19 protein-coding genes are annotated in these 16926 nt (G+C 65.5%); 10 read left to right on the top strand and 9 right to left on the bottom strand.

The features are described 5' to 3' along the window. Nucleotides 1-8 precede the first annotated feature (8 nt). Nucleotides 9-509, bottom strand: coding sequence for an FxsA family protein (locus tag FJ428_RS10420; RefSeq protein ID WP_140491873.1), 501 nt, complete (start codon nt 507-509; stop codon nt 9-11). 213 nt (nt 510-722) lie between these two features. Between FJ428_RS10420 and FJ428_RS10415 the strand changes: the two genes are divergently transcribed. The 4 genes from FJ428_RS10415 to FJ428_RS10400 are packed head-to-tail and all read left to right on the top strand — an operon-like array spanning nt 723 to nt 3461. Next, nucleotides 723-1427, top strand: coding sequence for a Tim44/TimA family putative adaptor protein (locus FJ428_RS10415; RefSeq protein ID WP_140514105.1), 705 nt, complete (start codon nt 723-725; stop codon nt 1425-1427). 24 nt (nt 1428-1451) lie between these two features. Next, the gene (locus FJ428_RS10410; RefSeq protein ID WP_140662598.1) at nt 1452-2555 is read left to right on the top strand and encodes a murein transglycosylase A; all 1104 of its coding nucleotides are present in this window, start codon (nt 1452-1454) and stop codon (nt 2553-2555) included. Continuing rightward, nucleotides 2552-3082, top strand: a complete 531-nt coding sequence (locus tag FJ428_RS10405; RefSeq protein ID WP_140491867.1) for a Smr/MutS family protein — start codon at nt 2552-2554, stop codon at nt 3080-3082. The genes FJ428_RS10410 and FJ428_RS10405 overlap by 4 nt, the downstream gene beginning before the upstream one ends. 10 nt (nt 3083-3092) lie before the next feature. Continuing rightward, complete coding sequence (locus FJ428_RS10400) at nt 3093-3461, top strand: helix-turn-helix transcriptional regulator (protein ID WP_140491865.1); 369 nt, start codon at nt 3093-3095, stop codon at nt 3459-3461. Nucleotides 3462-3550: 89 nt separating this feature from the next. On the opposite strand, the gene FJ428_RS10395 is transcribed toward FJ428_RS10400, so the two are convergent. The 4 genes from FJ428_RS10395 to FJ428_RS10375 form a co-directional block, all read right to left on the bottom strand. Continuing rightward, on the bottom strand, nt 3551-3790 hold the full coding sequence (locus FJ428_RS10395; RefSeq protein WP_140491863.1) for a hypothetical protein: 240 nt from the start codon (nt 3788-3790) through the stop codon (nt 3551-3553). A 337-nt stretch (nt 3791-4127) separates the two neighbouring features. Next, entirely contained in the window at nt 4128-4748 is a 621-nt protein-coding gene (locus FJ428_RS10385) for a transglutaminase-like cysteine peptidase (protein ID WP_140491861.1), read from the bottom strand. Between the two features lie 173 nt (nt 4749-4921). After that, nucleotides 4922-6199, bottom strand: a complete 1278-nt coding sequence (locus tag FJ428_RS10380; RefSeq protein WP_140524467.1) for a polyhydroxyalkanoate depolymerase — start codon at nt 6197-6199, stop codon at nt 4922-4924. A gap of 232 nt (nt 6200-6431) precedes the next feature. Continuing rightward, nucleotides 6432-6800, bottom strand: a complete 369-nt coding sequence (locus FJ428_RS10375) for a septal ring lytic transglycosylase RlpA family protein (RefSeq protein WP_140491856.1) — start codon at nt 6798-6800, stop codon at nt 6432-6434. A 310-nt stretch (nt 6801-7110) separates the two neighbouring features. On the opposite strand from FJ428_RS10375, the gene FJ428_RS30255 reads away from it, so the two are divergent. Beyond that, nucleotides 7111-7296 (top strand): hypothetical protein, encoded by a 186-nt coding sequence (locus FJ428_RS30255; protein WP_181167265.1) that lies wholly within the window; start codon nt 7111-7113, stop codon nt 7294-7296. Nucleotides 7297-7303: 7 nt separating this feature from the next. Here the strand turns inward: FJ428_RS30255 and FJ428_RS10365 are convergent, their stop codons facing one another. The 4 genes from FJ428_RS10365 to tauA form a co-directional block, all read right to left on the bottom strand. Further along, on the bottom strand, nt 7304-7510 hold the full coding sequence (locus tag FJ428_RS10365; protein WP_140728731.1) for a hypothetical protein: 207 nt from the start codon (nt 7508-7510) through the stop codon (nt 7304-7306). Between the two features lie 19 nt (nt 7511-7529). Further along, nucleotides 7530-8393 (bottom strand): ABC transporter permease subunit, encoded by an 864-nt coding sequence (locus FJ428_RS10360; RefSeq protein ID WP_140879385.1) that lies wholly within the window; start codon nt 8391-8393, stop codon nt 7530-7532. Beyond that, nucleotides 8390-9163: a taurine ABC transporter ATP-binding protein gene (locus FJ428_RS10355; protein WP_140879384.1), complete on the bottom strand. Its 774-nt coding sequence runs from the start codon at nt 9161-9163 to the stop codon at nt 8390-8392. Before FJ428_RS10355 ends, FJ428_RS10360 begins: the two co-directional genes overlap by 4 nt. Before the next feature lie 153 nt (nt 9164-9316). Then, on the bottom strand, nt 9317-10333 hold the full coding sequence (gene tauA, locus FJ428_RS10350; protein WP_140879383.1) for a taurine ABC transporter substrate-binding protein: 1017 nt from the start codon (nt 10331-10333) through the stop codon (nt 9317-9319). Nucleotides 10334-10945: 612 nt separating this feature from the next. Between tauA and FJ428_RS10345 the strand changes: the two genes are divergently transcribed. The 5 genes from FJ428_RS10345 to FJ428_RS10325 all read left to right on the top strand — a co-directional run bounded on the left by FJ428_RS10345 (nt 10946) and on the right by FJ428_RS10325 (nt 16689). Then, nucleotides 10946-11416: an Rrf2 family transcriptional regulator gene (locus tag FJ428_RS10345; RefSeq protein ID WP_140649490.1), complete on the top strand. Its 471-nt coding sequence runs from the start codon at nt 10946-10948 to the stop codon at nt 11414-11416. 25 nt (nt 11417-11441) lie between these two features. After that, nucleotides 11442-12782 (top strand): FAD/NAD(P)-binding protein, encoded by a 1341-nt coding sequence (locus FJ428_RS10340; protein WP_140670528.1) that lies wholly within the window; start codon nt 11442-11444, stop codon nt 12780-12782. Nucleotides 12783-12986: 204 nt separating this feature from the next. Further along, nucleotides 12987-14444, top strand: a complete 1458-nt coding sequence (locus FJ428_RS10335) for a pyridoxal-phosphate dependent enzyme (protein ID WP_140759059.1) — start codon at nt 12987-12989, stop codon at nt 14442-14444. After that, complete coding sequence (locus FJ428_RS10330; RefSeq protein WP_140554727.1) at nt 14441-15610, top strand: PLP-dependent aspartate aminotransferase family protein; 1170 nt, start codon at nt 14441-14443, stop codon at nt 15608-15610. Before FJ428_RS10335 ends, FJ428_RS10330 begins: the two co-directional genes overlap by 4 nt. Before the next feature lie 113 nt (nt 15611-15723). Continuing rightward, the gene (locus FJ428_RS10325; RefSeq protein ID WP_140879382.1) at nt 15724-16689 is read left to right on the top strand and encodes a GlxA family transcriptional regulator; all 966 of its coding nucleotides are present in this window, start codon (nt 15724-15726) and stop codon (nt 16687-16689) included. Nucleotides 16690-16926: the final 237 nt, after the last annotated feature.

Below are 16926 nucleotides of genomic sequence, written 5' to 3'. Positions count from 1 at the left end.
ATATAGCCTCAGTCGTCCTTCAGGCGGCGCCATGGCGAATTGTGGTCCGGCCCGCGCTTGAAATCGTCTTCGCGCGAATAATCGCCGTCGTCGAGGTCGATGACCCTGTCGCGCGGCCGGCCGCGAAAGCCGCCGGCCGAGAAATTCGTCGCCACCACGATGCGGCCCTTGAGCCTGCGCCAGGCAAGATCGCGCACCGGCGGCAGGAACAGGAGAATGCCGAAAATGTCCGATATGAAGCCCGGGATGATCAGCAGGATCGCGGCGAGCACGATCATGGCGCCGTGCGCGAGCTGGCGGCTCGGATCGCGGCCGGCGCCCATCTCGGTGCTGATGCGGCTCATGACGCCAAAACCCTGATGCCTGAGCAGCAGCGCCCCGGCGATGCTCGAGGCGAGCACCAGGCCGACCGTCGCCAGCGCGCCGATCTGGCGCCCGACTATGACGAAGCCGGCGATCTCCAGCAGCGGAAGCGCCAGAAGAAAAACGGGAAATAACGAAATGCGCAAGTCTTGCCGATCCTTCCGATCGTTCTGGCGTTGGTCTGTTTTGCCTGCCAGCGGCCACCGGCCGCTGGCGCCGAGGCTGTTAGATAGGTATGGCTGCCTTTGATTTGAATGATTGCGCCTTGCGTTCTATATGGTTTGCATGTTGAACGCTATGCGACCGCTGCCCTGTTGGCCGGGCGGTCCGGCCGAGGGCAGGATTGATTGGCGGAAGATATGGGTTTCTTCGACTTCGGCACGATTTTCTTTCTGATTGCGGCAGTTGTGATCTTTTTCCAGCTGCGCAATGTGCTGGGCCGTCGTACCGGCAGCGAACGGCCGCCTTTCGATCCCTATACCGCCGCCCGCACCGGCGACAAGGATGCGCAGAAGTCCGAGAATGTCGTGTCGCTGCCGCGCAAGCGCCAGCCCGGCGAGCCGGCCGGCGAGGTCTATGCGGCCATCGACGCCTTTGCCAAGCCCGGCACCGACCTCAACAAGGGCCTGCGCACGATCAAGGACAACGATCCGTCCTTCGACCCGAAGGGTTTCGTCGACGGCGCCAAGATGGCTTACGAGATGATCGTCATGGCCTATGCCGACGGCGATCGCAAAACGCTGAAGAACCTTCTGTCGCGCGATGTCTATGACGGTTTCGTCGCCGCGATCGGCGAGCGCGAGGCGCGGTCGGAAAAGATCCAGTCTTCCTTCGTCGGCATCGACAAGGCCGACATCGTCTCGGCCGAGATGAAGGGCGGCGAGGCGCATGTCACGCTGCGCATCATCAGCGAGCTGATTTCGGCGACGCGCGACAAGGCCGGTGCGGTCATCGACGGCGACCCCGAAACCGTCGCCGAGGTCAAGGACGTCTGGACCTTCGCCCGCGACACGCGCTCGCGCGACCCGAACTGGAAGCTCGTCGCCACCGAAGAAGAAGATTGAATCCCTGACCGCGGCGGGCCTGTCGTGTCCTTCCATCAGGCATTCAGCGAAAGATCCTTCGGCGCTCTGCCCGGCTGGGATGACGACGACCATCTGGCGGCCTTGGAGGCCTTTCGCCGCTCTGCCTTCCATGTCCTGGCCAAGCCCTATCGCAGCGGCGCGCTCGGCGTCGACTTCGACGCCTTTGCCGGTGCCTATGCCGAGGCGCGCGCGGCCCCTCCTGCCAGCCGGTCGGAGGCCCGCGCCTTCTTCGAGCGTCATTTCGTCCCCATGCTGGTGAGTCCAGAGACCGGCGCCGGCCTCGTTACCGGCTTCTACGAACCGGAGGTCGAGGCCTCGCCGGTGCGCACGGAGCGTTTTGCCGTGCCGCTTCTGTCGCGTCCCGCCGATCTCGTCGATGTCGACGACGCCAACCGGCCCGACGGAATGGACCCCTATCTCGCTTTCGCGCGCCGGACGCCGGACGGGCCGGCCGAATATTTCGACCGCGGCGCGATCGAGCGCGGCGCGCTCGCCGGCAAGGGACTGGAGATCGCCTGGCTGGCCGACAGGGTCGATGCATTCTTCATCCATGTGCAGGGCGCGGCGCGGCTTCTCATGACCGACGGCCGGCTGTGCCGCGTCACCTATGCGGCCAAGTCCGGCCAGCGCTTCACCGGGCCCGGCAAGGTGTTGAGCGAGCTCGGCGAGATCCCGCTGGAAAACGTGACGATGCAGTCGATCCGCGCCTGGTTCAGGGCGCATCCCGGCCGCGTCGACGAGATCCTGTGGCAGAACCGTTCCTATATCTTCTTCCGCGAGGCCGCGGTCGAGGACGCAACGCTCGGGCCGATCGCCGCCGCCAAGGTGCCGTTGACGCCGGGCCGCTCGATCGCCGTCGACCGGCTGCTGCACACATTCGGCACGCCCTTCTACATCGACGCGCCATCGCTGACGGCCTTCGAGGCAAAACCGTTCCGGCGCCTGATGATCGCGCAGGACACCGGCTCCGCCATCACCGGGCCGGCGCGCGGAGATCTCTTCGCCGGCTCGGGCGACGCCGCCGGCGAGATCGCCGGCGTGGTGCGCAATCCGGCCGATTTCTACGCACTGGTGCCGCGCCCGCTCGTCTCGGGGTCGAAGCCATGACCCGCCGCAGCGACAGGTTGAGCGAGGACGACCGGGTGCTGTGGAACCTGGTGGCGCGCACGGCCAAGCCGCTGAAGGGCAAGGCCGCCGTGCCTGTCCCGGATTTCGGCATCGAGGCGAAGCCGGCGCCGACGCAACAAGCCCGGCCCGTTGCCGGTCCGGCCGGCGCGCCTAAGCCGAAGGCCCAGCATGTCTCCCATGCACTCGACGAGCCGACGCTGGACAAATTGTCGAAAGGCCGGCTGCCCATCGAAGGCCGGGTCGACCTGCACGGCATGACGCAGGACGAAGCCTATTCGCTGCTGTTCTCCTTCCTGCACCGCGCCCATGCCGGCGGCATTCGTTACGTCCTGGTCATCACCGGCAAGGGCTCGTCGTCGGGCGGCGACGGCGTGCTGCGCCGCGCGGTGCCGGCTTGGCTGTCGACGCCCGCGTTCCGGCCGCTGGTCTCCAGTCACGACCACGCCGCGCGCAATCATGGCGGCTCGGGCGCGCTCTATGTCAGGCTGCGGCGGGTCCGGTCGTGAGGATGGGGTCGTGACCCCGTTCGGCGAGAGGCTGCGGGCGCTGAGGGCCGAGCGCGGCGTCACCCAGAAGGACATGGCCGCCGCCATCGGCGTCAGCGCCGCCTATCTGTCGGCGCTCGAGCATGGAAGGCGCGGCGCGCCGACCTGGACGCTGATCCAGAAGATCATCGGCTATTTCAACATCATCTGGGACGACGCGGAGGAACTGGCGCGACTGGCCGAAGGCTCGCATCCGCGCGTCAGGCTCGACACGTCGGGCCTGAGCCCGGCCGCGACCGAGCTTGCCAACCTCCTGGCCGAGAACATCGAAAAGCTCGACGAGGAGGAACTGCGCGGCATAACCTTCTCTATCCGAGCGGCGCTGGGACGACGGCGGTAGGCCGGGTTTGCCCGGCTCTCGCGGCGGCTGAGCTCCCGATCGCGAAACGGCGGCCCGCCAGCAGCAGCCGGCGGGCCGCCGTGATGAGATCAGTTCTTGCCGGCCGTGCTGCCGCCATTGCCACCGCGGCCGTGATCACCATGGCCGCGGCCACCATTGCCGCCGCCAAGGCAGTCCGATGCGCCGGCGGCGCCGCAACAGCGGCCGCTCCACAGGTCGTTGAGATTGGTGTTGGCGCAGCTTCGAATGGTCTGATCGGCCAGAGCGGATCCGGCCATGCCCGACACCGCGACGGCGGCGAGAAGGGTGTTACGCAGGAAAGCAGTCATTTGAAGTCTCCATGGTTGGTTTCGGTTCACGGCTGTGTGTCGCCGGCCGGGCCGAAATGGTTCATGGAGGGTGTGGGAATTTTTTTGGGGAGTGCGCGAGGCGCGTGACTGCAACGTCGGCGCCGCCCCTCATCCGCCTGCCGGCACCTTCTCCCCGTATAGGACGGGGAGAAGGGAGACAGCCGCGCCCTTGGCGTATTTCTTGCGACGTCGGCAATTGGGGAAATCGTCGATGACAGCGTCTTTCTCCCCGTCACTATACGGGGAGAAATGCCCGGCAGGGCAATGAGGGGCGGGGCCGACATCCGGCGGTTGGGCGCGCCGCCCGCCGCAGTCCCTACTCCACGGACCCGACCAGCACCTGCTGGCCGCCACGGATCGAGACCCAGCGGCCGGTGTTGTCGATCGCCTGGCGCTTGAGGAAATGGTAGCCGGTGTCGTCCCAGGCCTTGACCTTGTCGGTCAGATTGTCGAGCACATAGTCGCCCCTGTCGGTGCGCACCGTCAGCACCGAGTGCCCTTCGCCGTCGGGTTTGCGCACCACGGTGATGAGAAGATCGGCAAGCGATATACCCATCCGGGACAGCAGGCGCCGCTTTTCCAGCACATAGTCCTCGCAGTCGCCGACGCCCTTGGCGGGATAGGCCCAGACCTCGTCCTTGCCATAGATGTCCATGTCGCTCATCGGCTTGACGGCGGCATTCACCCTGGCGGTGACCTTGGCCAGCTTGCGCCACAATCTGTCCGTCATCGCGGCCGGCGCAAGATTGCCGGGACGGATCGCGCATTCGCGGGCATTGAGCCTGCAGAAATCATAATGGCCGATCGGTTGCGACGCGACGCCGCCGGTCGTCATCGCTCCGGCCGCCAGGGCCGGTGCCACCCAGCCTCCCATCATTGTCGCCAGTCCGGCTACTGCGCACGCACGAAGCGCTCGCGCCATTGGTGAGGAATTCATTGTCCCCGCTCGCCCTTGTTATTAATGAAAGGTTAAGGGCGATCTACAGTCCGTGTCAATTACCACGATTGGGTGATTTGCGACATGGTTACCCGCGAGACGCATGGCAGCGGCACCCGTGCGACAGGCCTGCCCGGCCTGTCCGGCGCTATCGGGCCGGCAATGCAGGCTGCCTATCTTTTGGCGGTGCGGACCAGCTTCGGTTTCACGGCGACCCGGTTCTGGCGGCCATAGCTGGTGATGAAGTCGACGATGCGCGGCACGATCTCGGCGCGGAAGCGCGAACCGTTGAAGACGCCGTAGTGCCCGACCGCGGGCTGCATGTAATGCGCCTTCCTGTCGGCGGGAATGTTGACGCACAGATCATGCGCCGCCCGCGTCTGGCCAAGGCCCGAAATGTCGTCGTTCTCGCCCTCCACCGTGAACAGCGCGACATTGCGGATGGCCGAGGGATCGATCGGCGTGCCGCGATGCGTCATCTCGCCCTTGGGCAAGGCGTGCCGGACAAACACCGTGTCGACCGTCTGCAGGTAGAACTCCGCCGTCAGGTCCATCACCGCCAGATACTCGTCGTAGAAGTCGCGGTGCTTCTCGGCGCTGTCGCCGTCATGCTTCACAAGGTGCATGAAGAAGTCCTTGTGGGCGATGATGTGGCGGTCGAGGTTCATGCTCATGAAGCCCGAAAGCTGCAGGAAGCCTGGATAGACCTCGCGGCCGAAGCCCGGCACCGGCCAGGGCGCGCGCATCACGACATTGTCGCGGAACCAGTCTATGCCCTTCTCCTCGGCCAGAAGGTTGACCGCGGTCGGGTTGCGGCGCGTGTCGATCGGCCCGCCCATCAGGGTCATCGTCGCAGGAACGAAGGGGTCGCCGCGCGTTTCCATCAGCGCCACGGCCGCCAGCACCGGCACGGAAGGCTGGCAAACAGCCATCACATGCGTGTCGGGGCCCAGCACATGCAGCATGTCGACGACATAGTCGATATAGTCGTCGAGATCGAATTGGCCGTCGGCCGTCGGCACCATGCGGGCGTCGATCCAGTCGGTGATGTGCACGTCGGCATGGGGCAGCATGGCTTCGACCGTGCCGCGCAGCAGCGTCGCATAGTGGCCCGACATCGGCGCCACGATCAGAAGCTTCGGATCGCGCCGCCGCCCGGCGGGCACGGCGCGCTCGAAATGCACCAGGTTGCAGAACGGTCGTGACCAGACGATCTTCTCGGTCACTGCCACGCTCTTCCAGTCGACCACCGTCTTGTCGAGGCCGAATTGCGGCTTGCCGTAGCGGCGCGTGGTGCGCTCGAACAACTCGGCGCCCGCCGCGATCGAGCGGCCCCAGGACGTGTGCGAGAACGGATTGAGCGGGTTGGAATAGAACAGCCGCACCGCATCGGCATAGAGACGGGCCGGCTGCAGGGCGGCGTGGTTCATTTCATAGAGCTGGTAGAACATCCGTTTACCCCGCTGCGGCCTGCGACCGAAGGGGCGGCGAGCAGTGCCTGGCCCTAACTGTCTCGCGGGAAAGTTAACAACTAATTGCTGCGATGCAATACGTCACGTGGCGTGATCTATACGCATTCTTGGTCCAAAGCGTTGGAAATCAGCCTTGGACGGTACAAGCCGGCTCATTGTGCAGGTGCGAAGGCCCGCCAGGCGGCCCGGCCCTCGGGCCGGGCAGTGGTGGTCAGACGCGCGCCATGCAGACCGCGGTGTGGCCCGAACCGATGAAGCCGAGCTGGCCGGCGGCACCCTTCGACAGGTCGAGCACGCGTCCCCGGATGAACGGTCCGCGATCGTTGATGCGCACCACGACGCTGCGGCCATTGTTCTGGTTGGTGACCCGCAGCTTGGTGCCGAAAGGCAGCGTGCGGTGTGCGGCGGTCAAGGCCGAAGGGTTCATCCGTTCGCCCGACGCGGTCCTGGAGTGCAGGGCGTACCAGGAAGCGCGGCCGCATTGACCGGCGGCGGAGGCGGCTGGAGTGGCGGAGGCGCCGACCATCAGGCCAGCAGCGATCGTCACCGCGGCAAGCGCGGTCCGGTTGTTGTTATTCATATTTGGGGGAAGGCTCCGTTTTTGACAGGCCCCAGCCGTTACGGAGACAATAAGGCACGAAATGCGGCGATCATCTGGCGGTTCCATGGCGCCGGCACACGTTTGGAGTCGCCCGGTAACAGTCTGTCAGTGATTTCCCGGCGGTCAGCGATCAACTCACGATGATGTTCCAGCGGATATCCATGTCTTGTTTGACAAGATCGAGCGGCAACATCCAAGTAGAAGATGCTGCTGCCGAACCGATTCCTTTGCCTCTTTCATCGCGACGGCGAAGACGCGACCGATCAACTTCGGAAGGGAGAATCCGGCAATGAGACTGATCAAAAATCTGCTGGCGTTGATTGTGCTGGCCGTCGGCGCGCTGTGGTCGCTGCAAGGCATCGGCGCGATCGGCGGCAGCTTCATGACCGGCCAGTCGCAATGGCTCACCATCGGCATCGTCGTCATGCTGGTCGGTCTCGCCGGGCTCGTGTGGGCGAACCGTTCGCGCGGTTGAGCCGCTCTCACTGCGACCAGTACTGCCAGGTCCAGTAGAAGCTTTCGTCTCGCGGCGGCAGGCGGTCACGCCCGGCCGGGAGCCGGACGGGCGCCGGCGAGCGCGGACCGTCCTCCCTTGTCGCCTTGTCCTCCTCTATCGCCTTGCCATCGGATGTCAGGCCCAGCAGCCAGGTGCCGAAATGGGCGAACAGCATGGCGGTGGAATGGGTCATCGTCATCTCCGTTTCCCGATCATTCGCGTCCCGCCCACGGCACGAGCGCGCGCTCGATCCTGCGGATGGCGAATTCGAGCACGAAGGCGATGGCCGCGATCACCAAAATGCCCATGACCACCACGTCGGTGACCAGGAACTGCGCCGCCGACTGGATCATGAAGCCAAGCCCGCGCGTCGCCGCCACCAGTTCGGCGGCTACCAGCGTGGACCACCCGGCGCCGAGCGCGATGCGCAGTCCGGTCAGGATCGACGGCAGCGCGCTGGGCAGGATCACGTGGCGGACCACCTGGCGCCTCGTCGCGCCAAGCGAACGCGCGGCGTTGATGCGCTCCTGCGAGACGCCGCGGACGCCGGACGCGGTCGACAAGGCCACCGGCGCCAGCATGGCGATGGCTATCACCAGGACCTTGGACGGCTCGCCGATGCCGAACCAGATGATGACCAGCGGCAGATAGGCGAGCGGCGGGATCGGCCGCAGGAATTCCAGCAGCGGATCGAAAATGCCGCGGCCGACGGTGCTGATGCCGATGGCGAGGCCAACCGGCACGCCGACGAGGAGCGCCGCGACGAGCGCGGCGAACACCCGCCCCAGGCTGGCGGCGATATGCTGGACGAGCGTTGCGTCGACAAAGCCATCGCGGGCGACGATGATGAATTTGTTCCACACCGCGACAGGCGAGGGCAGGAATACCGGCGACACCAGTTGCAGGCGGGCCGACAGCGTCCAAAGCGCCAGCACCAGAAGAATGGTGGCCGCGCTGACCATGCGCGCCGAAACGCCCTTGCGCTTCGGGACCGGGCGCGACCATGGCACCGACAGGCCGTCGGCCTCTTCGGTCCTGGAGCCGGAGCGTTCGGTGTAGGAGGAGAAAATGGTCATGCCGCCTCTCCCTCGAAGATGGCGTCGGTCAGTTCGCCGCGCGCCGCGGCGAAGCCAGGATCGGCCTTGATGGCGCGGATGGCCTCGCCCGCTGCGTAGCGCCTGGAGAAGCCCGGCTCCAAGGTCCGCACCACCCGGCCCGGCCCGGGCGCCAGCACCACGATGCGGGTGGCGAGCACCAGCGCCTCGTCGATGCCGTGCGTGACCATCAGCACGCCGACCTTGCTTGCCGTCCACAGGTCGAGCAGCGTCGTCTGCATACGCTCGCGCGTCAGCGCATCGAGCGCGCCGAGCGGCTCGTCGAGCAGCAGGAATTGCGGCCCGGCAGCCAGCGCCCGGGCAAGGCCGACGCGCTGGCGCATGCCGCCGGACAGTTCCCAGATGCGCTTGTCGCCGGCATCGGCGAGCTTGACCAGGCCGAGCAATTCGTCGGCGCGGCGCGCCCGCTCGGATGGCCCGACACCGCGCAGCCTGAGCGCGAAGGCGACGTTCTCGCGCGCCGTCAGCCAAGGAAACAGCGCGTCGTTCTGGAACACCACCGCACGGTCCGAACCGGGTGCTGCGATCGGCCGGCCGTCGATCGCGGCCGTGCCGCGTGCCGGCGCAACAAAGCCGGCGCCGACATTGAGCAGCGAGGTCTTGCCGCAGCCGGAACGGCCGACAAGGATGACGAAGTCATCGCTGGCGACGTCGATCGATACCCGCTCGACGGCGGGTGCGGGCTGGCCGTCATAGTGGATCGAGATTCTGTCGAGCACGAGATGCGACATGAGCCCTCGCAGGGAGTTCGTTGAAGTCCGCCTGCCCGAAGCCGCGCCTCGTCAGCGGCTCCGGGACAGGCGACACGCGGCGTCAGGAAAGCCGCGCGCGTCTCATCGGGGCGCCACCTGCCCGTCGTGGCATGGGGCGCTCCAACGCTCGGGTCAGTTCGAGGCCAGCGCCTCGGTGACGTATTTCGATGTCACATATTTCGAATAGTCCGGCAGCACGGCGTCTACCTTGCCCTGCTCCTTGAGGAAGGCGGACGCGGCCGCGATCGCCTTGACCGTGCCGCCGCCGAGGAACTTGTCGGAGGCTTGTTCTTCGAGTGTCGGGAAGACATAGCCCTTGAGCAGTTCAGGCACTTCCTCGACCTTGGCGCCGGTCAGCTTGGCGATCTCGGCCGCCTGCGGCGACGCTGCCGACCAGGCATCGGGCTTGACCAGGTACTCGGCATAGGCCGCACCCGTCACCTTGACGAAGTCGCGCACCGCTTCCGGGTTCTTTTCGGCAAAGTCGGTGCGCACGATCCAGGCGTCGAAGGTCGGCGCGCCCCAGGCGGCGACCTGGGAGGAATCCAGCACCACCTTGCCTGATGTCTTGACCTGGCCGAGCGCCGGATCCCAGACATAGGCCGCATCGATATCGCCGCGCGAAAAGGCAGCGGCGATTTCCGGCGGCCTGAGATTGAGGATCTCGACCGATTTCGGGTCGACATTCTCATGTTTCAGCGCGGCAAGCAGGCTGTAATGCGTCGTCGAGACGAAGGGCACGGCGACCTTCTTGCCGGCGAGGTCGGCGACCTTCTCGATGCCGGCGCCGTTGCGTGCGACCAGGGCCTCGGATGGCCCGATCAGGCCGACGACGAAGATGGTCTGGACCGGCAATTCGCGGCTCGCCGCCGCCGCCAGCGGGCTCGAACCGACATAGCCGATGTCGACCGAGCCGGATGCGACCGCGGCGATGACATCGGCGCCGGAATCGAATTTGCGCCAGTCGATGGCCGCCTTGGCGGCCTTTTCATAGGCACCATCGGCCTGCGGCACCTTGGAGGGTTCGACCACCGTCTGGTAGCCGATGGTGATCTTGAGGTCGTCGGCAAAAGCCGGGCCGAGGAAGGCGGCGCCGGCAAGTGCGGCCGTAGATAGGAGAAGGATGCGTCGCGAAATGGCGGTGGACATCAAGGGCTCCATGAAACAGGGGAAAACCGGATTGCTTCACGATAGTCCTCTAATTCTATGGTTCTTGTAGAGTTAAATTCTTCTAGCAGGGTTGGATTTGTTGGAAAAAGCTGCCGGTGCCGAGGTCCCCAGGCGGATTTGGCGGCTATGGCGCTTCAAGAGTGGCGAGATCATCACGTTCGGGAAGCTCCAGCCACCGCTACGGCCTCCGATCGCGAACGAGAATTCACGCTGCAGCCGTTTGAAAGGCAAATCCATGCTTCAGACGGATGGGAATTTAAAAACATGTTCCGCCTGTTCGCGTTTAAGTATAGTAAACTTATGGACATAGAATCTGGAGGCGGCGATGAGAGATCATACCCACCCGTATCGCGGCGATCGCCGGCGGCACCGGTCTCAGGCCGTCGCGCCACGGTTTGTGTCCCCGGCATCACAAGTCAGGTCCAAAATGGCCGCAATGGCTTGAAAATCAAGCAAGATCAATTGCGATTGGCTTGTATATCATGTTGGTAGAATTTATGTGTCATGGATGCTTGAGCGCGGCGGGAGGCACGCCAGGCGTTTCGCAAAGGATGGCCTCGAGCCATCGCATGACAGAGAAACGTTCGGATCATGCTCACCAAGAAAGGCAAGTACGGCCTCAAGGCGCTCGTCCATCTGGCGCGGATGCCGGCCGGGCAGCTTGCCTTCGTCAACGACATCGCGACCGGCAACAGCATCCCGAAGAAGTTTCTCGACGCCATCCTGGGCGAATTGCGCAATGCCGGTTTCGTGCAGAGCCGCAAAGGCAAGGATGGCGGCTATCGCCTGGCGCGGCCACCGGAGGAAATCAGGGTCGGCCATGTCGTGCGTGTGCTCGACGGCCCGCTGGCGCCGATCCCTTGCGCCAGCCGTACCCAATACCAGCGCTGTGAAGACTGTAACGAGGCGACATGCCAGGTTCGACATCTGATGCTGGAAGTCCGGCAAGCGATCGCCGAGGTGCTCGACCAGCGCAGCCTCGCCGAGATGCGCGACATCGGCCTCGACGACCTTGGGGTCGCAAGGGGCCTCGACGACCTCTCGGTTGCGGTGAAGGCCTGACGCCGGCGCGTCGCACGGGGCTGGCATGAGCGGCCGCGGCAACTCGATCATCATCGTCGGCGGCGGCGCCAGCGGGGTCGTGCTCGCCGCGCATCTGCTGAGACAGCCCAATCCCGACCTTCGCGTCACGCTGATCGAGAAGCGCCCGCATTTCGGCCAGGGCATCGCCTATTCCACATTGCTCTCCGCGCATGTGCTGAACGTCAGCGCCGCCGGTATGAGCGCCTATGCCGACGATCCCGGCAATTTCTGGCGCTGGCTGCTGGAACGCGGCCTGGCAACACCCGAGCAGGCGCCGGTCTACGCGCCGCGCAGCATCTATGCCCGCTATCTCGGCGAATTGCTGGACGATCTGGAGGCGCGCGAGAGGGAGACCGGACGCCTCCGGCTGATCCATGAGGAAAGCCTGTCGATCTCGCCCACGGCCTCGGGGGTGGAAGTGGCGCTCGCCAACGGCACCAGCGTCGTCGCCCATCTGGCGGTGCTCGCCACCGGCCATGACGAGGTGCCGGCCATGGGGCAAGGCCATGCGGTTCGGATGGGGTCTGAGGCCGACACCGCGCTCGATCCCGACCGGAGCGTCATGGTGCTGGGAACGGGCCTCAGCATGGTCGACGCGTTCCTCGCCCTCGAACAGCGCGGCCACCGCGCCGAGATCGTCGCGGTGTCGCGGCGCGGCCTGCTGCCCTCGCCGCACCGCAAGGGCAATCCGATCAAGCTCGACGTCGCCGATATCCCGCTCGGCACCCAGCTTTCCTATTTCGTCGGCTGGTTCCGCGATTTGATCCGGGAAAACCAGAAGGCCGGCATCGACTGGCGCGACGTCGTCGACGGCCTTCGCCCGTTCAACCAGAAGATCTGGCAGAACTGGCCGGCCTCCGCCAAGCGTCGTTTCGTCGAGCACACCAAGGCGTGGTGGGACATCCACCGCCACCGCATGGCGCCCGAGGTCCATGCCCGCGTCACGCAAGCCGTGCAGTCCGGCCGCATCCGCCTCGTCGCCGGCCGTGTCGTCGACATCGCGGCGGGCGGCGAGTTCACGGTCCAGGTCCAGTCGCGCCACACCAAGCGGCTGGAGAGGTTCGAGGTCGCCCGCATCTATGATTGCTCCGGTATCGTCAGGGACATCTCGGCCTCGTCGAACAGCGTGGTGCGCTCGCTGGTCCACCGCGGGCTGGCGCGGCCGGATCCGCTGCGCATCGGCCTCGACGTGACGGCCAATTGCGAGATCATCGCCGGGGACGGCACGGTGTCCAGGAAAATCCTCGCCGTCGGCCCGCTGACCAGAGGCACCTTCTTCGAGATCGACGCCATTCCGGATATTCGCGTCCAGTGTGCGAGGCTGAGCAAGCAGCTGCTGGGGTAAAGTGTTGACGTCGGCGCTCTACGGCAGGCCAGAGGGGGGACGTGCCGCACAGTCCTGCAGCCGTTGCGCGTCGCAACCCGGAATTTCATTCTCCATCTAGCCGGTCGATTGGCACGATCTATCTTCTTTCCCACTGCAAAGGGCTGGAAAAGAGGATACGCTGCCGCCCTGCACGAGGCGGCCGCTTGATCATGGAGCATCGATATGAGCAGGCACAAGATCGCGCCCTCGGATAGCGCCCCTTTGGAAAGCGCCGCTTCGGAAAACGCAACGTCGCGCCTGCGGCCGCCTTACGGATCGGTGCTCGACCTGATCGGCCAGACCCCCGTGGTCGAGCTGACCCAATTCGACATCGGCAAGTGCCGGCTGTTCATCAAGCTCGAAAGCCAGAATCCCGGCGGCTCGATCAAGGACCGTATCGCGCTGTCGATGATCGCGGCGGCCGAGAAGGAGGGCAGGCTGAAGCAAGGCGGCACGATCGTCGAGGCGACGGCCGGCAATACCGGCCTAGGCCTCGCGCAGGTAGGCATCCCCAAGGGATACCGCATCATCCTGGTCGTGCCCGACAAGATGTCGCGCGAGAAGATCCAGCACCTGCGCGCGCTCGGCGCGGAAGTGCGCATGACGCGCTCCGACGTCGGCAAGGGCCACCCCGAATATTATCAGGACATGGCCGAAAAGATCGCGGCCGAGCTGCCCGGCGCCTTCTACGCCAACCAGTTCGCCAATCCGGCCAACCCTGAGGCGCACGAAACCACCACCGGTCCGGAAATCTTTTCGCAGCTCGACGGCGATGTCGACGCGGTGGTGGTCGGCGTCGGCTCCGGCGGCACGCTGACCGGCCTTGGCCGGTTCTTCGCCAAGGCATCGCCGAAGACGGAAATGGTGCTGGCCGATCCGGTCGGCTCGGTGCTGGCGCCGCTGATCAAGACCGGCAAGATGGTGGAGGCCGGCAGCTGGACTGTGGAAGGCATCGGCGAGGACTTCGTGCCGCCCAATGCCGAGCTGTCGCTGGTCAAGAAGGCCTATTCCATATCGGACAAGCAGAGCATGCTGGCGGTGCGCGATCTCCTGTCCCGGGAAGGCATCCTGGCCGGCTCGTCTTCGGGCACGCTGCTGTCGGCCGCCTTGCGCTATTGCCGCGAGCAGACGTCGCCCAAGCGCGTCGTCACCTTCGTCTGCGACAGCGGCAACAAATATCTGTCGAAAGTCTTCGACGATTTCTGGCTGGCCGAGCAGGGGCTGGCCGAGCACGAGCAGCATGGCGACCTGCGCGACCTGGTGATGCGCACGCACCGCACCGGCGACACCGTCTATGTCGGTCCGGACGAGAGCCTGCTCAACGCCTATGGCCGCATGCGCCGCTCCGATGTCTCGCAGCTGCCGGTGCTCGACGACGGCAAGCTGGTCGGCATCGTCGACGAAAGCGACATTCTGGCCAAGGTCGACGGCCCCTATGAGGGCCGCTGGGAGCGCTTCAACGCGCCGGTACGCACGGCGATGACCTCCAATCTGCATACTTTGCAGGCCAGCCAGACGCTGGACGCGCTGCTGCCGGTATTCGACCGCAACGAGGTCGCCATCATCTTCGACGGCGACGAGTTCGTCGGCCTGATAACCCGCATCGACCTGATCAACCATTTGAGGCGCCGTGCACGATGACCGCATCCGGAAAGAACCGCCTGGCCTTCTCCACCCGCACCATCCATGGCGGCCAGAGCCACGATCCGCTGACCGGAGCGGTGATGGTGCCGATTTACGCCACCTCGACCTATGGCCAGCAGTCGCCCGGCGTGCACAAGGGCTTTGAATATGCCCGGAGCCAGAATCCGACGCGCTTTGCCTTCGAGCGCGCGGTGGCCGATCTCGAAAGCGGCTCGGCTGCCTTCGCCTTCGCCTCCGGGCTGGCGGCGATCGCCACCGTGCTGGAACTGCTCGATTCCGGCGCCCACATCGTCGCCACCGACGACATCTATGGCGGCTCCTTCCGCCTGATGGAGCGTGTGCGCAAGCGCTCCGCCGATCTCAAGGTGAGCTTCGTCGACTGCACCGACCTTGCGGTTATAGAGGCGGCAATCCGCCCGGAGACGAAAATGCTCTGGGTCGAGACGCCGACCAACCCGCTGCTGCGCATCGTCGATCTCGAAGGCGTCGCAGCCCTTGCAAGGCGCAAGGGCATCCTCTCGGTCGCCGACAACACATTCTGCAGCCCCTATTTGCAGCGGCCGCTGGAGCTCGGCATCGACGTCGTGGTGCATTCGACGACGAAGTACCTCAACGGCCATTCCGACATGGTCGGCGGCGTGGCTGTTGTCGGCGACAACAAGGATCTGGCCGATCGCCTGAAATTCCTGCAGAACGCCATCGGCGCCATTTCGGGCCCGTTCGACAGTTTTCTCGCCCTGCGCGGCCTCAAGACATTGGCGCTGAGGATGGAGCGGCACTCGTCGAACGGCCTCAAGATCGCGCAGTGGCTGGAAGCCCGCAAGGATGTGCGCCGGGTCATCTATCCCGGTCTGGCCAGCCATCCGCAGCATGCCGTCGCCGTCCAGCAGATGCATGCGTTCGGCGGCATGATATCAGCCGTGCTCGACCGCGACCTCGCCGGCACGAAACGCTTCCTCGAACGCACGCAATTGTTCACGCTGGCCGAAAGCCTCGGCGGCGTGGAGAGCCTGATCGAGCATCCAGCGCTGATGACGCATGGATCGATCCCGGCGGAAAAGCGCGAAGAGATCGGCATATCGGATTCGCTGGTGCGGCTGTCGGCGGGCATCGAGGATGGCGACGATCTGATCGCGGACCTGGAGCAGGCGCTGGGGGGCTGAGCGGCGGCGCCCCCGCTGAGACGAGCCAGTCTACAAAGCCAGCGCCAACTTCGCAGAAAGCCAGCCACAACCCCGTTGACCCCAAACCCCATCTGCCCGAATTGTAGCGCCCCATGCCCACGCGCGACACATCTCCCGATACGCCCCTCACTTTCGCGGTGCTGGTCTTCCCCGGCTTTCCGATGATGGCGTTCAGCTCGGTCATCGAGCCGCTGCGCGCGACCAATGTGCTGGCGAAGCGGGAATGCTATCGCTGGATCATCGTCGGCGCTACCCAGGGCGCGGTCGAGGCCTCGAACGGCGTCGTCATCCAGCCGCGCTTCTATGCCGGGGATGCGCCGAAGGTCGACCGCATCGTCGTCTGCTCAGGCGGCGATGCCGATCATCTCGTTGCCGAGGATGCGGCAAGCTGGATCCGCCGCAGCTTGCGCAGTGGCGCCCATATCGGCGCGGTGGCGGACGCCGCCTTCTTCCTCGCCCGCGCCGGCCTGCTCGACGGCCATGCCTGCACCTTGCACTGGACCAGCCAGGCGGCCTTCACCGAGGCCTTTCCCAATGTCGAGCTGAGGCGCGACCTCTATGTCATCGACCGCAAGCGTTTCACCTCGGCCGGCGGCGTCGGCAGCCTCGACATGATGCTGGAGATCATTACCCGCGACTACGGCGCCGAGCTTGCGGCCGGCGTCGCCGAATGGTTCGTGCACAGCCAGCTGCGCTCCAGCGTCGACCGCAAGCTGATGCCGCTGCGCCTCCGTACCGGCGTGCGGAACGAGCTGGTGCTGTCGGCCATCGCCATCATGGAGGACGCGGTCGAGGAGCGGCTCGGCATGGCGGAGCTCACCGCGCGGCTCGGCGTGTCGTCCGACAAGCTCGAACGCTCCTTCCGCTCCGAACTCGCCATCTCGCCCAGCGGCTATTACCGGCGGCTCAGGCTGAAACGCGCCGCCGATCTCCTGGCGCACTCGACGCTCGCCGTGCGCGACGTGGCGCTCGCCTGCGGCTTTGCCTCGATGTCGAGCTTCGCGCGCGCCTTTCGCGAGGAGCACGGCCATCCTCCGAAGCTGGCGCGACGGCATTAGAGGTCTTGCTGGCGCTGAGAGACGTCGCCCCCCTCTGTCCTGCCGGCCATCTCCCATACGAGGGTCCCTCAAGGGGGGAGATTGAACGTCACAACAGCTTTCGCCAATTTTCACCGAAGAAGCGACGAGGTCAAAGCTGCCAATCTCCCCACTTGAGGGGGAGATGCCCGGCAGGGCAGAAGGGGGGCGCTTGGCACCTGCATCTCTTATTACCCCAGCGGCATCTCGCACAACAAG

The organism is Mesorhizobium sp. B2-8-1 (genome assembly GCF_006440955.1).
Lineage (GTDB): Bacteria > Pseudomonadota > Alphaproteobacteria > Rhizobiales > Rhizobiaceae > Mesorhizobium.
This window is presented reverse-complemented; position numbering and strand designations above follow the sequence as displayed.